At 63.3% G+C, this 23,723-nt stretch carries 23 protein-coding genes; 12 read left to right on the plus strand and 11 right to left on the minus strand.

Annotated features, from left to right (window positions below; all coding sequences use genetic code 11):
* Positions 1-6 precede the first annotated feature (6 nt).
* Both ACPJXG_RS27660 and ACPJXG_RS27665 read right to left on the minus strand, forming a co-directional pair.
* Positions 7-483 (minus strand): FKBP-type peptidyl-prolyl cis-trans isomerase, encoded by a 477-nt coding sequence (locus ACPJXG_RS27660; protein ID WP_425252910.1) that lies wholly within the window; start codon positions 481-483, stop codon positions 7-9.
* A 145-nt stretch (positions 484-628) separates the two neighbouring features.
* Positions 629-2,506 (minus strand): potassium transporter Kup, encoded by a 1,878-nt coding sequence (locus tag ACPJXG_RS27665; RefSeq protein ID WP_035823576.1) that lies wholly within the window; start codon positions 2,504-2,506, stop codon positions 629-631.
* Between the two features lie 237 nt (positions 2,507-2,743).
* On the opposite strand from ACPJXG_RS27665, the gene rarD reads away from it, so the two are divergent.
* Both rarD and ettA read left to right on the plus strand, forming a co-directional pair.
* On the plus strand, positions 2,744-3,628 hold the full coding sequence (rarD, locus tag ACPJXG_RS27670) for an EamA family transporter RarD (RefSeq protein WP_425252911.1): 885 nt from the start codon (positions 2,744-2,746) through the stop codon (positions 3,626-3,628).
* A gap of 96 nt (positions 3,629-3,724) precedes the next feature.
* Complete coding sequence (gene ettA / locus ACPJXG_RS27675; RefSeq protein ID WP_035823572.1) at positions 3,725-5,392, plus strand: energy-dependent translational throttle protein EttA; 1,668 nt, start codon at positions 3,725-3,727, stop codon at positions 5,390-5,392.
* Positions 5,393-5,464: 72 nt separating this feature from the next.
* Here ettA and ACPJXG_RS27680 read toward each other — a convergent pair whose 3' ends face one another.
* Positions 5,465-6,046 carry a porin family protein gene (locus ACPJXG_RS27680; RefSeq protein WP_219310137.1) on the minus strand — a complete coding sequence of 194 codons (582 nt, stop codon included), beginning with the start codon at positions 6,044-6,046 and terminating at the stop codon, positions 5,465-5,467.
* Positions 6,047-6,270: 224 nt separating this feature from the next.
* On the opposite strand from ACPJXG_RS27680, the gene ACPJXG_RS27685 reads away from it, so the two are divergent.
* Entirely contained in the window at positions 6,271-6,852 is a 582-nt protein-coding gene (locus ACPJXG_RS27685) for a molybdopterin-dependent oxidoreductase (protein ID WP_035823568.1), read from the plus strand.
* A 15-nt stretch (positions 6,853-6,867) separates the two neighbouring features.
* On the opposite strand, the gene ACPJXG_RS27690 is transcribed toward ACPJXG_RS27685, so the two are convergent.
* Entirely contained in the window at positions 6,868-7,230 is a 363-nt protein-coding gene (locus ACPJXG_RS27690; RefSeq protein ID WP_035823566.1) for a hypothetical protein, read from the minus strand.
* 241 nt (positions 7,231-7,471) lie between these two features.
* Here ACPJXG_RS27690 and ACPJXG_RS27695 point away from each other — a divergent pair, with 241 nt between their 5' ends.
* On the plus strand, positions 7,472-7,615 hold the full coding sequence (locus ACPJXG_RS27695) for a hypothetical protein (RefSeq protein ID WP_425252912.1): 144 nt from the start codon (positions 7,472-7,474) through the stop codon (positions 7,613-7,615).
* 1 nt (position 7,616) lies between these two features.
* Here ACPJXG_RS27695 and ACPJXG_RS27700 read toward each other — a convergent pair whose 3' ends face one another.
* The 7 genes from ACPJXG_RS27700 to ACPJXG_RS27730 form a co-directional block, all read right to left on the minus strand.
* On the minus strand, positions 7,617-8,444 hold the full coding sequence (locus ACPJXG_RS27700) for a Rossmann-like and DUF2520 domain-containing protein (RefSeq protein WP_425252913.1): 828 nt from the start codon (positions 8,442-8,444) through the stop codon (positions 7,617-7,619).
* A 9-nt stretch (positions 8,445-8,453) separates the two neighbouring features.
* A complete protein-coding gene (locus ACPJXG_RS27705; protein WP_425254797.1) occupies positions 8,454-9,041 on the minus strand; it encodes a DUF924 family protein in 588 nt (195 codons plus the stop codon).
* 16 nt (positions 9,042-9,057) lie between these two features.
* A complete protein-coding gene (locus ACPJXG_RS27710) occupies positions 9,058-9,798 on the minus strand; it encodes an MgtC/SapB family protein (protein WP_034752834.1) in 741 nt (246 codons plus the stop codon).
* Positions 9,799-10,053 carry a hypothetical protein gene (locus ACPJXG_RS27715; RefSeq protein ID WP_077398459.1) on the minus strand — a complete coding sequence of 85 codons (255 nt, stop codon included), beginning with the start codon at positions 10,051-10,053 and terminating at the stop codon, positions 9,799-9,801.
* A complete protein-coding gene (locus ACPJXG_RS27720; protein ID WP_425252914.1) occupies positions 10,053-11,876 on the minus strand; it encodes an aminopeptidase P family protein in 1,824 nt (607 codons plus the stop codon). The genes ACPJXG_RS27715 and ACPJXG_RS27720 overlap by 1 nt, the downstream gene beginning before the upstream one ends.
* Before the next feature lie 96 nt (positions 11,877-11,972).
* Entirely contained in the window at positions 11,973-14,021 is a 2,049-nt protein-coding gene (locus tag ACPJXG_RS27725; protein WP_425252915.1) for a DUF4132 domain-containing protein, read from the minus strand.
* Entirely contained in the window at positions 14,008-14,706 is a 699-nt protein-coding gene (locus tag ACPJXG_RS27730) for a Crp/Fnr family transcriptional regulator (protein WP_425252916.1), read from the minus strand. The genes ACPJXG_RS27725 and ACPJXG_RS27730 overlap by 14 nt, the downstream gene beginning before the upstream one ends.
* A 180-nt stretch (positions 14,707-14,886) precedes the next feature.
* On the opposite strand from ACPJXG_RS27730, the gene ACPJXG_RS27735 reads away from it, so the two are divergent.
* The 8 genes from ACPJXG_RS27735 to ACPJXG_RS27770 all read left to right on the plus strand — a co-directional run bounded on the left by ACPJXG_RS27735 (position 14,887) and on the right by ACPJXG_RS27770 (position 23,663).
* Positions 14,887-16,818, plus strand: coding sequence for an AMP-binding protein (locus tag ACPJXG_RS27735; protein ID WP_425254798.1), 1,932 nt, complete (start codon positions 14,887-14,889; stop codon positions 16,816-16,818).
* A gap of 14 nt (positions 16,819-16,832) precedes the next feature.
* The gene (locus ACPJXG_RS27740; protein WP_029496076.1) at positions 16,833-17,648 is read left to right on the plus strand and encodes an ABC transporter ATP-binding protein; all 816 of its coding nucleotides are present in this window, start codon (positions 16,833-16,835) and stop codon (positions 17,646-17,648) included.
* 19 nt (positions 17,649-17,667) lie between these two features.
* On the plus strand, positions 17,668-18,564 hold the full coding sequence (locus tag ACPJXG_RS27745) for a branched-chain amino acid ABC transporter permease (protein WP_198521486.1): 897 nt from the start codon (positions 17,668-17,670) through the stop codon (positions 18,562-18,564).
* A 79-nt stretch (positions 18,565-18,643) separates the two neighbouring features.
* On the plus strand, positions 18,644-19,702 hold the full coding sequence (locus tag ACPJXG_RS27750) for a branched-chain amino acid ABC transporter permease (RefSeq protein ID WP_035823552.1): 1,059 nt from the start codon (positions 18,644-18,646) through the stop codon (positions 19,700-19,702).
* A gap of 58 nt (positions 19,703-19,760) precedes the next feature.
* Positions 19,761-21,080, plus strand: a complete 1,320-nt coding sequence (locus ACPJXG_RS27755) for an ABC transporter substrate-binding protein (protein WP_099401138.1) — start codon at positions 19,761-19,763, stop codon at positions 21,078-21,080.
* 127 nt (positions 21,081-21,207) lie between these two features.
* On the plus strand, positions 21,208-22,035 hold the full coding sequence (locus ACPJXG_RS27760) for an ABC transporter ATP-binding protein (RefSeq protein ID WP_051959260.1): 828 nt from the start codon (positions 21,208-21,210) through the stop codon (positions 22,033-22,035).
* 15 nt (positions 22,036-22,050) lie between these two features.
* Entirely contained in the window at positions 22,051-22,410 is a 360-nt protein-coding gene (locus ACPJXG_RS27765; RefSeq protein ID WP_176387881.1) for an MmcQ/YjbR family DNA-binding protein, read from the plus strand.
* On the plus strand, positions 22,407-23,663 hold the full coding sequence (locus ACPJXG_RS27770) for a phenylacetate--CoA ligase family protein (RefSeq protein WP_425252917.1): 1,257 nt from the start codon (positions 22,407-22,409) through the stop codon (positions 23,661-23,663). The genes ACPJXG_RS27765 and ACPJXG_RS27770 overlap by 4 nt, the downstream gene beginning before the upstream one ends.
* The last annotated feature ends 60 nt before the right edge of the window (positions 23,664-23,723 follow it).

Genomic DNA, 23,723 nt, shown 5'->3' on the forward strand with positions numbered 1-23,723 from the left:
GCGTGCTTACTTTTTATCTACTTTACGCAGCGTGATGTCGAACACGAGGCCGGCGTAAGGCGGGATCACCACCGCACCCGTCGAGTCACGGGTGCCGCCAACGCCATAGCCCAGGTCATACGGAATGAGCAGGCGGCGCGTGCCACCCTCTTGCATACCGACCAGGCCACGGTCCCAGCCCAGAATCATTTTGCCGATGCCGAGGATAAACGTAAAACTTTTGGGAGGGATTACCGCATCGAACTGCGCGCCTTTGCCGTCCGGCTTGCTCGCGTCATACAGCCAGCCCGTGTAGACCACCGTCAAGGTATCGCCCGCGGCGGCGGCCGTGCCTGTGCCTTTCACCAGGTCAGGAAAAATGAATTCTTTGACTTGCGTGTTCGGGTCAAGCACGACCGGCTTCTCGGTGTTGGCAGCAGCGCCACAAGCGGTCAGGGCCACGGCGCAAGCGAGGGTGGCGATCATTTGAAATACCGATTTCATGGTTTCCCTTTAAATATTGGTGTGTGGCTAAGCCCGTACGGTGCGGACCGGTACGGGCTGGAGTTTAACAGGACTCGCGTAGCCCATTTGTAAGCAGACGTAAGCAGGGCAATAAATGTGTCTCGATGCAACGTTGACACAATATCTATATTTCCACCTGCGTGCCCAGTTCGATCACCCGGTTGCTCGGAATCTGGTAGTAGTCGGCCGCCGTGCGCGCATTGCGCGACATGGTGACGAACAGGTGCTCGCGCCACGGCATCATGCCGGCACCGGGCGTAGAGATGATGGTCTGGCGCGCGATGAAGAACGACGTCTCCATCATCTCGAAATCGAGTCCCTGCTGCGCGCACTGCGCCAGCGCGGATGGAATATCCGGTTCATCCTTGAAGCCGTAATGCACATTCACCTGGTAGCACTGGTGGCCCAGGTCCACCACGCGCACGCGCTCCGATGGCGCCACCCACGGCTCTTCATGCATGAAGACGGTGAGGAAGATCACCCGTTCATGCAACACCTTGTTGTGCAGCAAGTTATGCAGCAGCGCATGCGGCACGCCATCCGTTTCGCCGCGCAGGAAGATGGCCGTGCCGGGCACGCGCAGCGGCGGCGCGATGAACAGCGACGAGAGGAAATCGTCGAGCGGAATCGCATGCTTTTCCAGGTTCTGGAACACCAGCTGGCGGCCCCGCTTCCAGGTCAGCATGACGATGAACAAAATCGAGCCCAGCAGCAGCGGGAACCAGCCGCCATGGAACAGTTTCAGGGCAGTCGCCGACACCAGGTTGACGTCGATGATCAGGAAAAAGCCCGTGGCGGCCCAGCACAGGGCCAGGTTCATCTTCCAGCGGTAGCGGATGACGAAGAACGTCAGGATGGTGGTCGACAGCATCGTGGCCGTGACGGCGATGCCGTAGGCGGCGGCCAGGTTTTCCGAGGAACCGAAGCCGATGACAGCCAGCAACACCACGGCCAGTTGCAGCCAGTTCACGGCAGGGATGTAAATCTGCCCGATTTCGCTTTCCGACGTGTGGCGCACGCGCATGCGCGGCAAGAAGCCCAGCGCGATCGCTTGCTTGGTCATCGAGAAGGTGCCGGAAATGGTTGCCTGCGAGGCGATCACCGTGGCCATGGTCGACAGGATCACCAGCGGATACACGCTCCACGCGCCCAGTTGCTGGTAAAACGGATTCGTGACGGCTTCGGGATGGGCCAGCAGCAGACCGCCCTGGCCCAGGTAATTCAGCGCCAGCGCGGGAAAGGCGATCAGGAACCAGGCCAGGCGGATCGGCTTCTTGCCGAAGTGGCCCATGTCGGCGTACAGCGCCTCGGCGCCCGTCAGCGCCAGCACCACGGCGCCCAGGGCAACGAAGGCAACGAAGCCGTTATTCATCAGGAAGGTCGCCGCGTGCAGGGGATTGAGCGCGGCCAGGATGGCCGGCGACTTGATGATGTTGACCACGCCCATGCCGGCCAGCGCGGCAAACCACAGCACCATGATGGGGGCAAAATAGCGGCCGATGCCGGCCGTGCCATGCGACTGCACCGAGTACAGGGCCACCAGCACCACCATCGTCAGCGGCACCACATACGGACTGAAGGCGGGCGTGGCCACTTCCAGGCCTTCGATCGCCGACAGCACGGAAATGGCCGGTGTGATCACGCTGTCGCCATAGAACAGGGTGGCGCCGAAGACGCCGATCACCATCAGCGGGAAATGCCAGCGCGACAGGCGGCTGACGGACGACAGCACCAGCGCCATCAGGGCCATGATGCCGCCCTCGCCGCGGTTGTCGGCGCGCAGCACCAGGGTCACGTACTTGAGCGAGACGATCAGGGTCAGGCCCCAGAAGATCAGCGAAACGATGCCCAGCAGGTTCTCTGGCGACAGCAGCAGGCCGTGGGCCGGATCGAAGACCGTTTTGAGGGTGTACAGCGGACTGGTGCCGATATCGCCGTAAACGATGCCGACGGCCGCCAGGGTCATGCCGGCAAGGCCGCTTTTTTTATGTTCCGACGTCAAGATTGCACCCGTTTTTGTTTTGTTGCATCGCACAATATGATAGGTATTAGCAAATAGCAAGAGTATTTTTGCATGGTCCCGGGCTGCCCCAAAGTCGTGGTTTTATGCCGCTCCGCCTTGCTGCGCGGGCTTGCGGCCATTGATTTGTTGCCATTCTACGCCTCGCCAGCGGCGCCGGGCAGCCCCCGATGTTTTCCGCCATAATGACAGACTGTCTACTCTCCAGCGAAGCCCATCATGAATCCAGGCATGTTGTACGCCTCCCTCGCCTTCCTGTGCTGGGGCCTGTTCCCCCTGTACTTTCACGCCATCGGCGAGATCGCGCCGCAGGAAATCCTGGCGCACCGCATGGTCTGGTCGCTCTTGTTCCTCGGTATCGTGCTGACCGTGCGCCGCCAATGGAGCTGGCTGGGCAGCCTGAAAGCGCAGCCCAGGGTGGTGGCCAGCTTCGTCGCCAGTGCGTTTTTGCTCTCCGCCAACTGGTTCATCTATATCTGGGCCGTCAACAACGGCCACGTGGTCGACGCCAGCCTCGGTTACTTCATTACGCCCCTGATCAATGTCATGCTGGGCTTTTTGCTGCTGCACGAACGCCTGCGCCGCCTGCAGTGGCTGGCCATCGGCCTGGCCGCCTGCGGCGTGGCCTGGCTCACCTGGCAGGCGGGGCAAGTGCCCTGGATCGCCCTGCTGCTGGCGGCCACGTTTGGCGGCTATGGCTTGCTGCGCAAGACGGCCGCGCTCGGTGCGCTGGAAGGCCTGTCGTTCGAAACATTGATTCTGTTCCCTCTGGCGCTGGCCTACATGCTGTGGCTGGGCTGGCATGGCCAGAGCGGCTTCGTCAATACAGATTCCACCGCCACGCGCGCGCTGCTGCTGGCGTCCGGCCCCATCACGGCCATTCCCCTGCTGCTGTTTGCCGCCGGCGCGCGCCGCCTGCCGCTGGCCGTATTGGGCTTGCTGCAATACATCGCCCCCACGGGCCAGCTCCTGATCGGCGTGTGGGTCTTCCACGAATCGTTCACCCAAGAGCGCATGCTGGGCTTCCTCGTCATCTGGACGGCGCTGGGCCTGTATGCGGCCGAAGGGCTGTGGAACAGCCGCCGCGCGCGCGCCAGTGCCTAGTCTTGCCCTCGCGTCCGTTTCCGCAGCGCGCAGCGCTGGCCGGAAGCGGGCGTTTACCGTATCCTGTCCGTCTTTGTATATCACCCGAGATTTCTAATGGCAAATTACGTCTACACCATGAATCGCGTGGGCAAAATCGTCCCGCCCAAGCGCCAGATTCTGAAAGATATTTCCCTGTCCTTCTTCCCAGGCGCGAAGATCGGCGTGCTGGGCCTGAACGGCTCCGGCAAATCGACCCTGCTGAAAATCATGGCAGGCATCGACACCGACATCCAGGGCGAAGCCGTGCCGATGCCGGGCCTGAACATCGGCTACCTGCCGCAGGAACCGCAGCTGGACCCGGAAAAAACCGTGCGCCAGGAAGTGGAGTCGGGCCTGGGCGAAGTGTTTGAGGCGCAAGCCAAGCTGGAAGCCGTGTACGCCGCGTATGCCGAGGAAGACGCCGATTTCGACGCCCTGGCCACGGAACAGGCACGCCTGGAAGCGATCATTTCGACGTCCGACGGCGGCAATCTGAATCTGCAGCTGGAAATGGCCGCCGACGCGCTGCGCCTGCCGCCATGGGACGCCAAGGTCGGCGTGCTGTCCGGCGGTGAAAAGCGCCGCGTGGCGCTGTGCAAGCTGCTGCTGTCCAAACCCGACATGCTGCTGCTCGACGAACCGACCAACCATCTGGATGCGGAATCGGTCGATTGGCTGGAACAATTCCTGCTGCGCTTCCCCGGCACCGTGGTGGCCATCACCCATGACCGCTACTTCCTCGACAACGCGGCAGAGTGGATCCTGGAACTGGACCGCGGCAGCGGCATTCCATGGAAGGGTAACTACTCGACCTGGCTGGAGCAGAAGCAAGCCCGCCTGAAGCAGGAAGAATCGACGGAATCGGCGCGCCAGAAGGCGCTGCAAAAGGAATTGGAATGGTCGCGCCAGAACCCGAAAGCGCGCCAGGCCAAGTCGAAAGCCCGCCTGGCCCGTTTCAACGAGCTGTCCGAGCACGAATACCAGAAGCGCAACGAAACGCAGGAGATATTCATTCCCGTGGCCGAACGCCTGGGCAATGACGTCATCGAGTTCAAGAACGTGTCGAAAGCGTTCGGCGACCGCCTGCTGATCGACAACCTGAGCTTTACCGTGCCGCCAGGCGCCATCGTCGGCATCATCGGCCCCAACGGCGCCGGTAAGTCGACCCTGTTCAAGATGATCACTGGCAAGGAAACACCGGACAGCGGCGAAGTGGCCATCGGCCAGACGGCGCGCGTCTCCATCGTCGACCAGAACCGCGATAGTCTCGCTGACAACAAGTCCGTGTTCGAGGACGTGTCCGGCGGCGCCGACATGCTGACGGTCGGCCGCTTTGAAATGCCGTCGCGCGCCTACCTGGGCCGCTTCAACTTCAAGGGTTCGGACCAGCAAAAAATGGTGGGCAACCTGTCCGGCGGTGAACGCGGCCGTCTGCACCTGGCAAAAACCCTCTTGATGGGCGGCAACGTCCTGCTGCTCGATGAACCGTCGAACGATCTGGACGTGGAGACCTTGCGCGCGCTGGAAGACGCCTTGCTGGAATTTGCCGGCAGCGTGATGGTCATCTCGCATGATCGCTGGTTCCTCGACCGTATCGCCACACACATCCTGGCGTTCGAAGGCAACTCGCAAGTCACCTTCTTTGACGGCAACTATCAGGAATACGAAGCCGACAAGAAGAAACGTCTGGGCGAAGAAGGCGCGAAACCAAAACGTATCCGCTACAAGCCCTTGACCACGTAATTTCGGTCTGGCCATGCAAAAAGGCAGTTACCTCGCGGTAACTGCCTTTTTTTTCAGCAAACTTCCGGTGAATTAGAAGTTGTAGCGTGCGCCTAAAGCGAGGCCCGTAGCCTTGCGGCCCTGGTCGGCGCTCTTGCCGAAGTGTTCCACTTCCGCCGTCAGCGAGACTTTCTCGTTGATCGCGTACTGGGCGCCAACGGAAGCGTACACGCCCGTCTTGTCGTTGCCGCTGATGCCGGTCGACAGACCCGTGCCGCTCAAGCTGTTCTTGACCTTGGCCACACCCAGCTTGCCGAACACGCCGACCTTGTCGGTCACGGGCATGGTGGCCTTGCCGGCCAGGTAGTAGCCGTGCGAATCGCTTTTCACGGAACCGTTGCCGGCACCGGTGACATAGCTGTAATCCTTGCTGCCGAAATCGGCATAGCCGCCCTCGACCGCCCAGGTTTTATCAAAATCGTAACCGGCGAAGATCTTGGCGCCGGCCTTGTAGCCGCTGTGATTATCGGCGCTGGTGGCGCCAGGAATATCGAAGTTATAGCGGTTGCCCGTGACGCCAGCACCCACATACGCGCCTTCGGCGTGGGCGGCGCTCATGCCGGTGAATGCGGTAACGGACGCGATCATTGCAAACAGGATTTTCTTCTTCATCATGTTCTCTCTCTCAATTAGTGAATGGTGCCTGGATTCGCAGTTCAGCGAAGTGCGATGAGGACACAATAACAGCCGAAAAAAGCTACGTCTTTCTCCATTGCGTAAGAACTGTGACAAGATGTAAGCCGACATTCCAAACTGACAATAACCGTAAAATGCGCACCGTTGAGCGAACTTAAGATAGACTTAAGAACATTAGCGATTTCAGTCCAGAGGAGAAGTGCATGCACAAACGCCAGTTTCTCGCCGCCGCCATGGCCGGCGCGGCCTTGCCCGCCATCGCCCGCGCGGCGCCCGCCGGCCTGCGCGGTCCTGCCTTGCTGACCATCACGGGCAGCATCGACAAGCCGAACCGGGGTCCGTTCGACGCCGTGCGCGACCAGATGATGCACAAGCAAAAGATCAGTTTTGAGCGGGCGCGGGCCTTCGACTTCGCGGCGCTGGCGAATTTGCCGGCGCGCACTATCCACCCCACCCTGGAATACGATGGCAAGGCGCATGCCCTGCGCGGGCCGTTGCTGGTCGATGTCTTGAAAGCGGCGGGCGCGCCCGAGGAAGATGCCGTACGGCTAGTGCTGCGCGCCGTGGATGGCTATGCGGCGGCGCTGACCATGGCGCAGGCGCGCACGCAGCGTTTTATCGTCGCCACCCACCTGGACGGGCAGGCGATGGCGCTGGGCGGCCTGGGGCCGCTATGGGCGATCCACGATGCGGACCGCATCGCGGCCGTGGCAGCCCTGCCCCTGGCCGAACGCTACACCAGCTGCCCGTGGGCGCTGTATCACATTGGCGTGGAGGCGGGTTGAAGCGGTTGAGGCAGATTAAGCGTAGGCTTCGGCCATCGACATCACGCGTGGCGTAATAACGATGCCATGCTCCTCGAACAGCGCCGTGATGGCCGCCAGGTTGTGCGTGCACTCCTCGGTTTTCCAGCCCTTGAAGATATCCGTGCCATCCTTCTGGAAATGCAGGTCCAGCACTTTGCCCCCATCCTTGTGCAGGTAGGGCGAACTATAGGTGTTCTCGAAGCCGAGCACCTTCAATTGTCCCAGCAAGGCTGATGGTGGCTGGTCGGGATCGGTGGCGAGAAAAATGCCGAAGGTCTTGCCTGGCGGTTTGGCGGCGATGTCGACCTCGTAGATGCCAGGGGCCTTGCTGACGGACGTACTCTTTAAAAATAACATACAACACTCCCTGCGCGTAATGTCCCGCGCCTGAAACGGGCGGCAAGACAGGGGCGATGCGCAATGATTCCCCTCAACAAATCTTATTGCTTATTTGCATCTTTGTCGACAAATCGGCACTTTTATTTGGTAAGTCGTGGTTATCTTGTCGCGTTCGCCAGCGTAAATTATCAAGAAAGCCAGTTATCATTGCGCCAATACCCGCCCTGCTGCATGCTTTTGGCTTGCATCACGATTGCCTTTGCGCCGGCCATCCCTCGTCTGCATGCACCTTCTGTCGATCAAGTACCGCCTGCTCATCGTCCTGCCCCTGATCCTGGGGGCGGGTTTCATGGCCACCAGCCAGGCCAAGGAACAAGGCCGCAACGGCGGGCACGCCGCCTGAGTCATCCCCCGCGCTTGCGTCTGGCCAGATCCTGCGTGGGCGCCACCAGCGCCCGGTATAGCTCGCCCGTGGCGGCATCCCAGCTTTGCACGGCCAGCTGCTGGCGTTGCACGGTGGCCGAATCGCCGCGCGCGATGGGGCCGGACAGCGCTGGCGCGGCGCCCAGGCGGAAGACATTGGCCACCGCCTCAGTCACCAGCGGCTGCGCCAGTTCGCGCGCCACCGGCTCGGGAATGCCGGCCGCCTGGTAGGCGCGCAAGGCGGCGTCGAGCACCGTCACCAGATAATTGCTGGCAAACACAGCGGCGGCGTGATACAGGGTCTTGGCGGCCGGATCGATGGGCACGGGGCGCGCGCCGATGGCGTTCAAGGCCGGCGTGAGGAAGGCCAGCGCCAGCGGGTCGCCTTCGACGCCGCAAAACGTGCCGTCAAAGGTGGCGGCCACTTGTGCCGGGTCGGCAAAGCTGCGGATCGGATGCGCGCTGGCGACAGACGCGCCGGCCTGCGTGGCCGCCAGCAGCACGTTCGAGGCCAGCGCGCCGCTGCAGTGAAACACGATGGCGCCCGCTTGCCGTCCCTCGGCCACCAGCGCCGCGCAGGCCTGGCCGATCTGATCGTCGGACACGGCCAGCAGGGTGACGTCGGCGTGGCGCAAGGCCGCATAGCTGTCGACGGGCGTGCCGGCGCCGATGAAAGCGACGGCCGCCTGCGCCGAGGCCAACGAGCGCGTGAGCACGTCCTGCACGGCGACGCCTTCCACGCCGGCGAACAGACGGCCCAGCACGCGGCCCACGTGGCCGGCGCCGATGATATTCAAAGTGACGTTCATGATGGTTTTCTAGAAGCTCGATCCCGGCTGGCGCAGAAATTCCACCTCTTGCGGCGTGGAAGCGCGGCCCAGGATGGCGTTACGGTGCGGGAAACGGCCAAAGCGGGCGATCACTTCCTGATGCCGCTCGGCGTAGTCGAGCATGCCGTCAAAACCGGGCTGGGCCTGCGACAGCAGCTGGAACAGCTCGACGGCACGCGCCTGCATGGCCAGGTCTTCCGCGTGTTCGAACGGCAGGTAGACAAAGGCGCGCAGCATCGGCGGCAATTGCCCGTCCTGTCCCGCTTGCGTCAAGGCGATGGCCAGCGCCAGCGCCCGTGCATCACCGGCAAAGGCGCGCGGCGTGCCGCGGTACACATTGCGCGTGAACTGATCGAGCACGATGAGGCGCGCCAGCGCGCCGTGCGGCGTCGCATCCCAGTCGCGCAAGCCGCCGTCGATGGCGGCATCGATCAGCGCGCCAAAACGCTCGCGTATCTGCGCGTCAAAGCCGTCATCCTTGCGAAACCATTCCATGCGCGACTGGCCATAGTCAGGGTTATCCGGCGGCAAAAACCAGAAATCGAGTACATCTTGGGCTTGTGCATCCATGTCCATCCTCTCGGCATCCGTATCAATTGCGGGCATGCGACAGCTGGAAGCCGGCGATGCCTTCGAAGGCGGCCAGTTCGGCCGACATGGCCGACAGGCTGGCGCCCGTGTTCTTGCCATGCGCGATGGCGACAAAGCGCCATTCCTGCATGCCTTCGTTGCTGCCGATGGTCAGCGAGCCGCCGGCGATGTCGTAGCCGCGCTTGGCGGCCATGCGCCGCAGCGCATCCTCACGGGGAATAAAGCCTTGCTTGAAGCGCATGGTGATGGCCACCGCGTGGCGCGACGGCAGCCAGTTCTCCAATTTTGACAGAAAAATCATCGCCATCGCGCACAGGAAGGCCAGGCCCATGGCCGACAGATAAAAGCCGATGCCGACCATGATGCCGATCACGGACGAGGCCCAGATCGAGGCGGCCGTCGTCAGGCCGCTGATGTTGAAACCCTCGCGCATGATGACGCCGGCGCCGAGAAACCCCACGCCCGTGACGATGCCCTGGATCACGCGCGTGGGATCGCTGCCGACGATGGCGCCATGGCCGCCGTACCAGAACTCGGGATAGCCGCCCAGCACCGTCAGCGCGGCCGAAGCCATGCACACCAGGCTGTAGGTGCGCATGCCGGCAGCGCGCCCGTGATACGAACGCTCGTAACCCACCAGTAAACCCAGCAGCAGCGCGCCCAGCAGGTTCAGCAGGATCACGCCATTCGTCGCCAGCTCGGCCGGCGACCAGTAGGCACGCAGGAAGTCGATGGTCGGCATTTAATCCTGGGGCTTTTTGGTCAGCTGCTTTTCAAACGCCACGTCGAGCTTGCTGACGCGGCGCGCCTTTTGCGGTCCCAGGCCATTGACGAAGGCGACAAAGGCGTCCAGTTCCAGCGGCGGGCACAAAGGCGGCAAGCCCGGACCTTCCGTGAGAAAGAACAGTTCATCGCCCGTGCGCGCCATCGTGTAGAGGCGGTGGCCGGTGCGTTCCTTGAGCCGCTCGATGGCGGAGGTGGCGCGGGTCGAGCGCATCAGATGGCTCCCGTGCGCTGTTCCAGCCACGCCAGCGCAGGCGCATCGGCCAGCGCGGACAACAGCGGCGCCAGGCGCGCGCGCACGGTGGCGTGATAGTCGTTCAGCCACGCCGCCTCGTCGTCGCGCATTAGCGAGCGTTCCACGCAACGCGTGTCGATCGGGCACAGGGTCAAGGTTTCGAAGCGCAGGAATTCACCGAACTGCGTCGTTTCCACAGGCACGTTCAGCACCAGATTCTCGATGCGGATGCCCCACTGGCCGGGGCGGTAGATGCCCGGTTCGATGGAGGTGATCATGCCCGCTTCCATGGCCGTCTGCGGCTCCGGCATGGCGGACTGCGAAATCGATTGCGGCCCTTCGTGGACGTTGAGGAAAAAGCCCACGCCGTGACCCGTGCCGTGGCCAAAGTCGATGCCTTCGGCCCACAGCGGTGCGCGGGCAATCGAGTCGAGCATGGGCGACTTCACGCCGCGCGGGAACTGCGCGCGCGACAGGGCGATCATGCTGCGCAAGACCAGGGTGAAATCGCGCTTGTGCTCGGCCGTGATCGTGCCGACGGGGACCACGCGCGTGATGTCGGTGGTGCCGCCCCAGTACTGGCCGCCCGAGTCGATCAGCAGCAAGCCGTCGCCTTCGATGGTGGCGGCCGAATCCGCATGCGCGTGGTAATGCATGATGGCGCCATGCGCATTGAAGCCGGCGATGGTGCCGAAACTGGGGCTGACAAAACCGGCGCGGCGGGCGCGCGCGGCCGTCAGGTGTTCGTCGACGCCGATTTCCGTCAGCGGCGCGCGCTGCGGGTCGGCCAGGGTGGCGTCCAGCCAGCTGAAAAACTCGCACAGGGCGGCGCCATCCTGCTCCATGGCGGCGCGCACGTGCGCCGCTTCGCCGTCCGTCTTGCGCGACTTGGCCAAAGTGGTCGGGTTGATCGATTCGACCACGCGCACAGCCTCGGCCACGGCCTGGCGCGTGCCGAACGTGATGCGGCGCGGGTCGAGCAGCAAGGTGGCGCCGGCCGGCAAGGCGGCCAATGCAACCGCCGTGCGGTCGTACGCGGCCACGTCCACTCCTTCGCTTTCCAGGGTGGCGCGCAGGGCCATCGGCACCTTGCCGTCGGCAACGAACAGGGTGGCGCGCTCCGGTCCCACCAGCGCATGCGCGAGGAAGACGGGGTTGTAGTGCACGTCGGCGCCGCGCAAGTTGAACAGATACGCGATATCGTCGAGCGTGGAAATGACGTGGTGGCTGGCGCCGTACACCGCCATGCCGGCGCGCAGGGCCGCCAGTTTTTGCGTGCGCGACAGCGATGGATACGCGGGCGCATGTTCATATACGGGCGCGGCCGGCATGGCCGGGCGATCGGGCCACACGGCTTGCAGCACGTCGATGTCCGTGCGCAGAGTCACTTGCGCGCCCAGCGCCTGCTGCAGCAAACGCGCATTGGCCAGGCCCAGCACGGCGCCATCGACGGCCACCGTCTGCCCCGGCTGCATGGTCTCGCCCAGCCAGTCGATATACAGCACGCTGGCGCCGGACGGGATTTTTTTCAGGACGATGCCGCTGCCGGCCAGTTCCTCTTCCGCCTGTTCCCAGTAACGGCCATCGGTCCACACGCCGGCGACATCCTGCGTCACGACCAGGGTGCCGACGGAACCCGTAAAGCCCGACAGCCATTCGCGGCCCTGCCAGCGGGCCGGCAGGTACTCGGACAAGTGCGGATCGGCCGATGGCACGATCAGGGCATCGATCTGCTGCGCGCGCATGGCGGCGCGCAGCAAGGTCAAACGGGAGGCGGGATTACTGTGAACGGATGTCTGCATGGCGGCGAAAAGGTGCTGTGCTGGGAAGCGCTCATGATACTCCGATTGCCGGCAATGCAGTACTCACGCAGCCCAGGATCAGGATGCGGCTCGTCTTCAATGCTGGAGTAGCTGGCCGGCGAGGCCGACGATTTTTTCCAGCAGCGCCTCATCGTGCGGCAGCCACGGCACGGCGCCCAGCTTGCTCTCCTTCGCTGCCACCTCGCTCGCCACCTCGGCGCCGTCCAGCGTGACCCTGCCGGTGGTCAGGTGAATCGCATGCCTGCCGACCATCAGGTGGCGCGCTTCGAGCGCCATGCGCCCGTCCTCGATCTGCTCCGCGAATACCTGTTCCAGCACCGTGCGCCGCATGCCCGCCATCGGCCCCGGCGCCAGATTGGCCAGGTAAAACAGGCGCTCTGCGCGCTGCGCGCTGTGCTCTTCTTCCAGCAGCGCCAGGGCGCTGGCGCTGACCAGCAGGTCCACCGCGCGGCACGCTTCCGAATACGCCACCGGCGCCATCGGCATCATCTGCGCGGGCGCCAGCCCGTTGGATGTGCAGGCACCGCCCGCGCCTGGATAGACGTGTCCCCCGAGGCGCAGCAATACGCGCCAGGCGCCGAACTGGCGCGACAAGCCTTCATCGTAATCGAGCCGCCAGCCTTCGCGGCGGGCCAGTCCCAGCAAGGTAGGCAGCGACAACTGGTAGCCGGCAAATGGGGCGCCGCCGTCGCCGGGCGGTGCATATATTTCACGATACACCTGGCGCAGCGGCTGGCGCACGCGCCGCCGCGCGAGCAGCGCCTGCCAGGCGGCGCGCTGCTCCCCGCTGCCGTGCAGAGGATGCCACAGGCCGATGTCGCCTTGCTCAGGCAATTGCACTGGCTGCCCCCGCGCATCGATGGCGCCCTTCCCGTCGAGCATGAAGGCCTGGCCATCGGCCGTGCGCCAGACCAGCGCGCGCGCCACCGTCTCGATATCGGCATCATCGCGCAAGGCGCGCCATTGGTCCAGGCCAAACCACACTTCGCTGGCGTAGCCCGCTTCCAGGCGGCGCGCCAGCATGGCCTGGCGCCGCTTGCCCATGGGGCCGGGCATGCCGACCCTCCAGGCGATATCGGGCCGTTCGGCCAGCGCCCGTTCGGCCGGTTTCAGATTGCGTTCCAGCTTCTTGCGGATGCCCGCATGGCGCACCTGCGCCAGCGCCGTGCGCAGGGCCAGCAAGCTTTCCGGCGTGGGGATGGTTTCCACCGCATGGCCCAGCGCCATCGCCAGCGACTGCGACGGCGCGCTTTTTGCCGCGCCGGGCGCCACGCAGGCCAAAGGCAGCAAGACGGCGATCACGGGACGGAACCATGCATCATCGCGGTAGGCGGCGACCCGCGCGGCGCGCGCCAGCACGGGAGAATCTGCCGTGGCAAAGGCGGCATCGGCCGCATACGGCACGCTGCCGTCGTGGATGGCGGCGATATGGCGCGCCGCCTGTTCCAGTATCGCCCGCGCAAAAGCGGCATACGCCGCATCGTCGGCCAGCACGGCGGCGGGATCCGCCTCGCCGATACTGTTGCGGTTCCAGAAGCTGCTATGGGGCGAACCGGCCAGCGCCAGCAGGGACGCTTGCGCCAGCTGCGGCAGCAGTGCCAATTCCTGCAAGGTCAGTGGCATCGGATAACGGGCGTGGCGCTCCTCCATCAGCTGCGCAAATTGCGCAGGGGCGTCGCCGCCGGCAAGGCACGCCAGCAGCCAGGCCTGGTAGGGCCGCTCGACCCAGCCCGAGGTTTCGCCGAGAATGCGCCGCGCCTGCGCCGCCGTGCCTGCCGGTGCCTCGCCCTGCAGGCAGGCCAGGCAGCCGATGACATACTCCCATTCCCAGTTGTAATCAGCGGCCGCGTCGAGCGCGTCAAGGAACACGGCGCCGGCCAGCAACGGCGCCAGTCCGGCCCCAGTCACCTGTTCCAGCAGCGTGTGCGCCAGATTAAACCGCGCAACATCATCATGGCCGAAGCGCGCCGCGCGGTGCAGAGCCCCCCAGACGGCGCCCAGTTCTTCAGGCGTCCAGTCGTTGAAATCGACGGGCGGCCCCGTGAAACGCGCATGGTCGACGGCAGTACCCTCGAGGCGAGCCCGCAGCGCTGCGGCGCGGCTGGAGATTTCAGTCTGCATCATCGGCCTCGTAGCGGCGCAAGCCTTCCAGGTCCAGCACGCGGATGCCGCCGTAATCGAGGCGCAATAGCCCCTTTTTTTCCAGCACCTGCAAGGCCTGGTTGGCGCGCTGGCGCGAAGAACCGGACAGCAGGCCGATTTCTTCCTGCGACAGTTGCACCAAGGTGTCCACGCTTGGGTACAGATGCGAATGGAACATCGACGCCAGGCAGCGCGCCACGCGCGTGTTCAGGTCCAGCAGGCGCTCGTTTTCCATCATGCCGATGAACTGGCCCAGGCGCTCGTTGAGCTGCATCAGCAAAAAGCGCGTAAACGGCAGGCTCGTTTCCAGCAGCCAGTGGAAGGTGCTGGCAGGCAGGCGCGCCACGCGCGTGTCGCGCACGGCGATGGTGTCGTATTTGCGCATCTCGCGCTTGAGCAGCGAACCTTCGCCAAACCAGCTGCCCGGTGACAAGCCCGTAAACGTCATGGCCTTGCCGGAAGCGGAAAAATTATTCATCTTGACCATGCCGCTGATGACGCCGATCCAGTTGTCCACCGGCTCGCCCTTGCGGCAGACAAAGCCGCCTTTCGGCACGAAGGTTTCAAACACATCCGCTTCGACCCGGGCCATTTGCACGGGGTCGAGCAATTGCGCCCAGTGGGCCGCGCGCACGGCATCCTTGAGGCTGATATCAGGGTAGGTCATTGTGCGATGCACCATCGAAAAGTGGGTAAATGTCCCCGAAAAGACAACTTGGCAAACTAACGCAAGCTACTATCATTGCACAAACGCCTGACACATAAAAAACACAGAGCGCCATCCAACGAGGTGGGGCCTGAGACAAGCAACAGGGAGACACTGGTGCAAACGAATACCACAGCAACAATGCCGACTTTTCCGCGGCGCTTATTGCAACACGGGACAGTACGATCCGACAAGCCCGCCTTTCGCGAAAAACACCTGGGCATCTGGCAAACCTGGACCTGGTCCGAGGTTAACGAAGAAGTGCGCGCGCTGGCCTGCGGCCTGGCCGCCATCGGCTTCCAGCGCGGCATGAACCTGGCCATCATCGGCGACAACCGTCCGCGCCTGTACTGGGCCATGCTGGCTGCGCAAAGCCTGGGCGGCGTGCCCGTGCCACTGTACCAGGACGCGCCGGCCGCCGACATGGCCTACGTGCTGCAGGATGCGGAAATCCGCTACGCCATCGTCGAAGATCAGGAGCAGGTCGACAAGCTGCTCGAACTGAAAACCCTGTATCCGCACGTCGCCCACATCGCGTATGACGATGAGCGGGGCATGCGCCACTACCGCCAGCCGGAGCTGACGTCGTTTGCCGCCCTGCAGACGCTGGGCCGGGCCTATGACCGCGAACATCCGGGCTTTTTCGACGCCGCCGTGGCAGCGGGCCAGGGTAGCGACTCGGCCGTGATCCTGTACACCTCGGGCACCACGGGCAAGCCGAAAGGCGTGTGCCAGAGCCACACAGCGCTGCTGGCCGCCGGCGTTGGCGGCGTGGCCTTCGACAAGCTCACCGACGCGGAAGACATTCTGTCCTACCTGCCCATGGCGTGGGTCGGCGACTGCCTGTTCTCGCTGGCGCAAGCCATGGTGGCGGGCTTCACCGTCAACTGCCCCGAGTCGGGCGACACGGTGATGATCGACATGCGCGAAATCGGCCCCACCTGCTACTTTGCGCCGCCGCGCGTGTTCGAGAACATGCTCACCAGCGTGATGATACGCATGGAAGACGCGAGCAGCATCAAGCGCCACATGTTCAGCCATTTCATGGACGTGGCCAAGCGCTGCGGCGCGCAGATTTTGGATGGCAAGGCAGTCTCGCTGGCGGACCGCCTCAGCTACAAGCTGGGCGAGCTGCTCGTCTACGGCCCCTTGAAAAACGTGCTGGGACTGTCGCGCGTGCGCGTCGCCTACACGGCCGGCGCCGCCATCGGCCCCGACCTGTTCCGCTTCTACCGCTCGATCGGCGTCAACCTCAAGCAGCTGTACGGCTCCACCGAAACCTGCGCCTATGTATGTCTGCAACCGGACGGCAATATCAAGTTCGACAGCGTCGGCTTGCCGGCGCCGGGCGTGGAAGTCAAGCTGGCGGCCAATGGCGAGGTGCTGGTCAAGTCCCCCGCCACCATGAGCGGCTACTTCAGGCGTCCCGACGCCACGGCCGAAGTGATCGACGCTGACGGCTACTTCCATACGGGCGACGCGGGTGTGTTCGACAGCGAAGGGCATCTGAAAATCATCGACCGCGCAGCCGACGTGGGCAAGATGAATTGCGGCGCCATCTTCGCGCCCAACTACATCGAAAACAAGCTCAAGTTTTTCCCCTTCATCAAGGAAGTGGTGGCCTTCGGCCATGGGCGCGACCAGGTCTGCGCCTTCATCAACATCGACATCGAAGCGGTGGGCAACTGGTCCGAGCGGCGCGGCATCGCCTATGCCGGCTACACGGACCTGGCGGCGCGCGCCGAGACCTATGGCCTGATCCGCGACTGCATCGAACAAGTCAACGCGGAACTGGCAACCGATCCGCTGATGGACCGCACGCAGGTACACCGCTTCCTCGTGCTGCACAAGGAACTCGACCCGGACGACGACGAACTGACGCGCACGCGCAAGGTGCGCCGCAAATTCATCGCCGAAAAATACGCGGTGCTCATTTCCGCCCTGTACGAGGGCAAGGCAACGCAATACATCGAGACCCAGGTGAAATTCGAGGATGGCCGCCTTGGCTCGACCAGCGCCGACCTGCAGATCTGGGACAGCAAAACGTATCGGCCCCAGGGCCTGGCCGCATGATGGAGCACAGCACGATGCAAATGAACGAACCCGACGCCCATTTCGGCACGGCCCGCAAGACGGGACCCGTGATCCTCGACCTGAAGAACATCTCGCTGTCGTTTGGCGGCGTGAAAGCGCTGACCGACATCTCGTTCGACGTGAAACAGCATGAAATCCGCGCCATCATCGGCCCGAACGGCGCCGGCAAAAGCTCGATGCTCAACGTGATCAACGGCGTGTACCGCCCGCAGCAGGGCGAAATCATTTATCGGGGCGAACACCGGCGCGGCATGGATTGCTACGCGGCCGCCAAATCCGGCATCGCCCGCACCTTCCAGAACATCGCCCTGTTCAAGGGCATGACGGTGCTCGACAACATCATGACGGGCCGGAACCTCAAAATGAAGTCGAATTTCCTGCTGCAGGCCCTGTACTGGGGACCGGCGCGGCGCGAGGAAATCGAGCACCGCAAGAAGGCCGAAGAGATCATCGACTTCCTGGAAATCCAGGCCATCCGCAAGACGCCCGTGGGGCGTTTGCCTTACGGTCTGCAAAAGCGGGTGGAGCTGGGCCGCGCGCTGGTGGCCGAACCCGAGATTTTGCTGCTGGACGAACCGATGGCCGGCATGAACGTGGAAGAAAAGCAGGACATGTGCCGCTTCATCCTCGACGTCAACGATCAGCTGGGCACGACCATCGTGCTGATCGAGCACGACATGGGCGTGGTGATGGATATCTCGGACAGGGTGGTGGTGCTCGATTACGGCAAGAAGATCGGCGACGGCACGCCCGACGAGGTGCGCAGCAACCAGGATGTCATCAACGCCTATCTCGGCGTGGCGCACTAGACGAGGAATAGCAATGAATATCAATTTTTTCTTTGAAGTGCTGATCGGCGGCCTGCTGTCGGGCGTCATGTACGCGCTGGTGGCGATCGGTTTTGTGCTGATCTACAAGGCTTCGGGCGTGTTCAACTTCGCGCAGGGAGCGATGGTGTTTTTCGCCGCCCTCACCTGCGTCGGCATCATGGACAAGTTCGGCCTGTCGCTGTGGCTGGCCATCCCGCTGACGATGCTCACCATGATCGTGCTGGGCATGGCGATTGAAAGGGTTGTGCTGCGCCCGCTCGTCAACCAGCCGGAAATCACGCTGTTCATGGCCACCATCGGCCTGACCTTTTTCATCGAAGGCCTGGCGCAGCTGATGTGGGGCTCGCAGGTGCACAAGCTGGACCTGCCCATCGAAGACGTACCGATGCAGTTCCTGATGGACCGCTTCGACATCAACATCTCGCAGTTCGACCTGATGGCGGCCGGCATCTGCGCGCTGCTGGTGATCTGCCTGGCCTTGCTGTTCTCGAAAACCAAGGTGGGCCGCGCCCTGCGCGCCGTCGCCGATGACCACCAGGCAGCGCTGGCGGTCGGCATCCCGCTGCAGCGCATCTGGGCCGTCGTGTGGGGCGTGGCCGGCCTGGTGGCCATGGTGGCCGGCTTGCTGTGGGGGGCGCGCAACGGGGTGCAATTCGCCCTCACCTTCATCGCCCTGAAAGCGCTGCCGGTGCTGATACTGGGCGGCTTTACATCGGTGCCGGGCGCCATCGTCGGTGGCCTGATCATCGGCGCGTCGGAAAAACTGGCCGAAGTCTACCTCGGCCCCATGGTGGGCGGCGGCATCGAAGGCTGGTTCCCGTATGTGCTGGCCCTGCTGTTCCTGCTGGTGCGCCCGGAAGGACTGTTCGGCGAGAAGATCATCCGGCGAATATAAGGCCCCAAGAGCATCGTAGGTCGGATTAGCCGAAGGCGTAATCCGACAAACACCCCAACAGCCAGCAAAGGACCACCCCATGATTTACCGTGAAGCAGGACAATTCAAGACCAGCTACCAGGCTGACAACCAGATTTTCCCGATCCGGCAAGACCGCCTGGCGCTGACGGCCACGCTGCTCGTCGCCGTCTTCCTCCTGCCGTATGTCGCCTCGCCCTACATGCTGTCGGCGATCCTGATCCCCTTCCTGATCTTCGCCCTGGCCGCGCTGGGCCTGAACATCCTGACCGGTTACGCGGGCCAACTGTCGCTGGGCACGGCCGCCTTCATGGCCGTGGGCGCCTTTGCCTCGTATAACTTCATGGCCCGCCTGCCTGGCTTGCCGCTGCTCGTTTCCTTCATTCTCGGCGGCCTGTGCGCGGCCATGGTGGGCATCGCCTTCGGCCTGCCTTCCTTGCGCATCCGCGGCTTTTACCTGGCCGCCTCCACCCTGGCGACGCAGTTTTTTGTCGTCTGGTGCCTGACCAAGATTCCGTATCTGACCAACTACAGCTCCTCGGGCGTGATCACGGTGCAGAAGATGACCATCCTCGGCTACCAGTTCGACACGCCGCAAAGCAAATACCTGCTGGTGCTGGCCATCGTTGCCGGCATGGCCCTGCTGGCCAAGAACATGATCCGCTCGAACGTGGGCCGCTCGTGGATGGCCGTGCGCGACATGGACATGGCGGCCGAAGTGATCGGTTTCAGATTGATGCGCACCAAGCTGCTGGCGTTTGCCGTCAGCTCGTTCTACTGCGGCGTGGCCGGCGCACTGTATGCCTACGCCTACCTGGGCACGGTGGAACCGGAAGCGTACAACCTGGACTTGTCCTTCCGCATCCTGTTCATGATCATCATCGGCGGCGTCGGTTCGATTTTAGGTTCTTTCCTGGGCGCGGCCTTCATCGTGCTGCTGCCCGTCTTCCTGAACACCATCGCGCACGGCCTGTCGCTGCCCACCAGCGTGGCCTCGAACCTGGAGCTGATGGTGTTCGGCGCACTGATCATTTTCTTCCTGATCGTCGAGCCGCACGGCCTGGCCAGGCTGTGGCAGATCGCCAAGGAGAAATTGAGACTCTGGCCCTTCCCCCATTAAGTTTTTGCAGTCGATGTCGGTTCACTTGAATACCAAATAAAACAAGAGGAGACACACAATGAAACACATCAAATCGCTCATGCTGGCCACCGCCATCGCCAGTGCCGCACTCACCATGGCCGGCAGCGCGCAGGCGCAGGACAAGGAACAGTACATCGCCCTGCCGTCCTACCGCGTGGGCCCTTACGCGGCCGGCGGCTCCGGCTTCTACGGCGGCATCATCGATTACTTCAACCTGGTCAACCAGGCCGGCGGCGTCAACGGCGTGAAAATCAGCTGGGAAGAATGCGAAACGGAATACAACCCGTCGCGCGGCGTCGAATGCTATGAACGCCTGAAAACCAAGCAGGGCGGCGCCACCCTGGTCGAAACCCTGTCCACGGGCGTCGCCTACGGCATCCTCGACCGCGTGGCGCAAGACAAGATTCCCATGACGATGATCGGCTACGGCCGCTCGGACGCCGCCAACGGCAAGGTCTTCCCGTATGTGTATCCGCTGATCTCCAGCTACTGGAGCCAGGCCGCCGGCATGATCAAGTACCTGGGCGACAAGGATGGAGGCATGGACAAGCTGAAAGGCAAAAAGATCGTCCACCTGTACCACGATTCGGCCTTCGGCAAGGAGCCGCTGCCCGTGCTCGAAGCGCTGTCGAAACAGTACGGCTTCGAGCTGGTCAAGATCCCCGTCGCGCCGCCCGGCAGCGAACAGCAATCGCAATGGCTGCAAATCCGCCAGGCCAAGCCGGACCACGTAATCCTGTGGGGCTGGGGCGTGATGAATTCCGTTGCCATCAAGACGGCGCAGCGCAACGGCTTCCCGCGCGACAAAATGCTGGGCGTCTGGTGGGCCGGCTCCGAGGAAGACACGATTCCATCGGGCGAAGCGGCCAAGGGCTACACGGCGATGACCTTCAATACGCCGGGCAACTACCCTGTGCTCGACGACATCCGCAAAAAACTCTACGCGTCCGGCAAGGGCAACCTGTCCGACCAGTCGCGCATCGGCTCCGTCTACCACATGCGCGGCGTGACGGCCGGCATCCTGTGGGTCGAAGCGATCCGCGCGGCGCAGGAAAAATTCGGCAAGGGCAAGCCGATCACGGGCGAGCAGATGCGCTGGGGCCTGGAAAACCTGAACGTCGACGATGCGCGCCAGAAGGCCGTCGGCGCGCTGGGCATGTTCCCCACCGTGAAAACCAGCTGCGACGACCATGAAGGCTCGGGCGCCGTGAAAGTGCAGCAGTGGGATGGCAAGAAGTGGACCGCCATCACGCCGAAATGGATCGTCGGCGACAAGGCCCTTGTGCGCAAACTGGTCGAGGAATCGTCGGGCAAGTACGCCGAAGAGAAAAAGATCACGCCGGCGTGCATGAAGTAAGCGGCTTTCGGGGTGGTGTCGGATTACGCGCGTTGCGCTAATCCGACCTACCTGGATACGACGTAGGTCGGATTAGGCCGCAGGCCGTAATCCGACAAGCACCACCACCTATGAAAACGAAGCAGCCATGAACCATACTGCCACTGAAATACCGCCGCCCTACCTGTCGGTGAACAATATCGAAGTCATCTACGACCACGTGATCCTGGTCCTGAAGGGCGTGTCGCTGCAAGTCCCGCAGGGCAAGATCGTGGCGCTGCTGGGCGCCAACGGCGCCGGCAAGTCGACCACCCTGAAAACCATCTCGACCCTGCTGCGCGGCGAACGGGGCGACGTCACCAAGGGCGAAGTCCAGTTCAAGGGCGAGCGCGTGGATCAATTGACGCCGAATGAACTGGTCAAGCGGGGCCTGTCGCAAGTGATGGAAGGGCGCCACTGCTTCGGCCACCTCACGATCGAGGAAAACCTCTTGACGGGCGCCTACACGCGCAGCCTGTCGCGCGGCGAACTGAAAGACGCGCTGGACAAGGTGTATCACTATTTTCCGCGTCTGAAAACGCGGCGCAGCAGCCAGGCCGGCTACACCTCGGGCGGCGAGCAGCAGATGTGCGCCATCGGCCGTGCGCTGATGGCCAAGCCGTCGATGATTTTACTGGACGAACCGTCGATGGGCATCGCGCCGCAGATCGTCGAAGAGATCTTCGGCATCGTCAAGGATTTGAACCACAAGGAAAACGTCTCTTTCCTGCTGGCCGAGCAGAACACCAATGTGGCCCTGCGCTACGCCGACTTCGGCTACATCCTGGAAAACGGCAGAGTCGTGATGGAAGGGCAAGCGCAGGAACTGGCCAGCAACGAAGACGTCAAAGAGTTTTACCTGGGCGTCTCCAGCGCCGGGCGCAAGAGCTTTCGCGACATGAAGTTCTACCGCCGCCGCAAGCGCTGGCTGGCCTGACGCAGAAAGCACATCATGGACCTGGAACGGGCGAAGCAAGTGTGCCGCGGCTTTCCCGGCGCGACAGAAGACATCAAATGGAGCAACGTGCTGGCGTTTTGCGTCGGTGGCCGGCTGTTCGCCCTGTGCGGCGCGGAAGCGCACAGCACGCGCGGCATGAGCTTCAAGGTTGATGCGGAACGCTTCCTGGAATTGACGGACCGTCCCGGCTTTCGCCCGGCGCCCTACCTGGCGCGGGCCAAGTGGGTGCTGGTCGCCAGTCCCGACGCCCTCGACGACGACGAAATGGCCGCCCTGCTGCACCGCTCATACAGCCTGATTGTGGCGGGGCTGACGAAAAAAATGCAACGTGACATTGGAGAATCAGCAACATGACCGATACGCTCGACAGTCTGGAAGCACGCGCCCCCGAAGCGCGCGAACGCGAATTGATGGCCGGCCTGCCGCAGCTGATCGCGCGCGCGCAACAGGCGCCGGGCTGGGCCCGCATCCTCGACGGCGTCGACGCGGCCAGCATCACCAGCCGCGCCGCGCTGGCGCAGCTGCCCGTCACGCGCAAGTCCGACCTCAAGCAATTGCAGCACGACGCGCTGCCGTTCGGCGGCTTGAACACGACGCCGAAGAACGCCCTGTCGCGCGTGTTCGTCTCGCCCGGCCCCATCTTCGATCCGGAAGGCCGCGGCCCCGACTGGTGGCGCTTCGCGCGCCCCATGTATGCGGCCGGCGTGCGCGCCGGCGGCTTGCTGCAGAACTGCTTTTCGTATCACTTCACGCCGGCCGCCTTCATGGTCGAAGGCGGCGCCGCGCGCATCGGCTGCACCGTCATCCCGGCCGGCATCGGCCAGACGGAAATGCAGGTACAGGCGATGGCCGACCTGAAGCCCGACACGTATATCGGCACGCCGTCATTTTTAAAACTGATCATCGAGAAGGCGCGCGAAATGGGCGCCGACATCAGCAGCGTCACCAAGGCCGTGATGGGCGCGGAAGCCTTGCCCGAATCCCTGCGCAGCTGGTTTGCCGAAAACGGTGTGCCGCACGTGTTCCAGACCTATGCCTCGGCCGATATCGGCAGCATCGCCTATGAAACGGCCAGCAATGGCAAGCTCAATCCGGGCATGGTCGTCGATGAAAACTTGCTGCTGGAGATCGTCCATCCGGGCAGCGGCATTCCCGTCGCGCCGGGCGAGGTGGGCGAAGTCGTCGTCACCGTCTTCAATGCCGACTACCCGCTGATCCGCTTCGCCACGGGCGATCTGTCCGCCGTGTTGATAGACGCGCCGGATTCGCCATGCGGGCGCACGAATACGCGCATCAAAGGCTGGATGGGGCGCGCCGATCAAACCACCAAGGTGCGCGCCATGTTCGTGCATCCGTCGCAGGTGCATGAAATCGCGCGCCGCCACCCGCAGATCAAAAAGGCGCGGCTGGTGGTGTCGGGGCGCATGGCCAACGACGAGATGGCTTTGCATTGCGAAGTCGACGATCCGACGGACGCCAGCAGCGTGGAAGCCATCATCGGCTCGATCCGCGAACTGACCAAGCTGCGTGGCGACGTGCTGCTGGTGGCCGTGGGCAGCCTGGCGCAGGACGGAAAAATAATCGACGACATGCGCGATTACAAATAAGGCCGATTTGCGGGATAATACCCGCATTCATCATCAGCCCCATTCATCGCCATGCAAGAG

Source organism: Janthinobacterium sp. NFX145 (assembly GCF_049810325.1).
Taxonomy (GTDB): Bacteria; Pseudomonadota; Gammaproteobacteria; order Burkholderiales; family Burkholderiaceae_D; genus Janthinobacterium; species Janthinobacterium rivuli.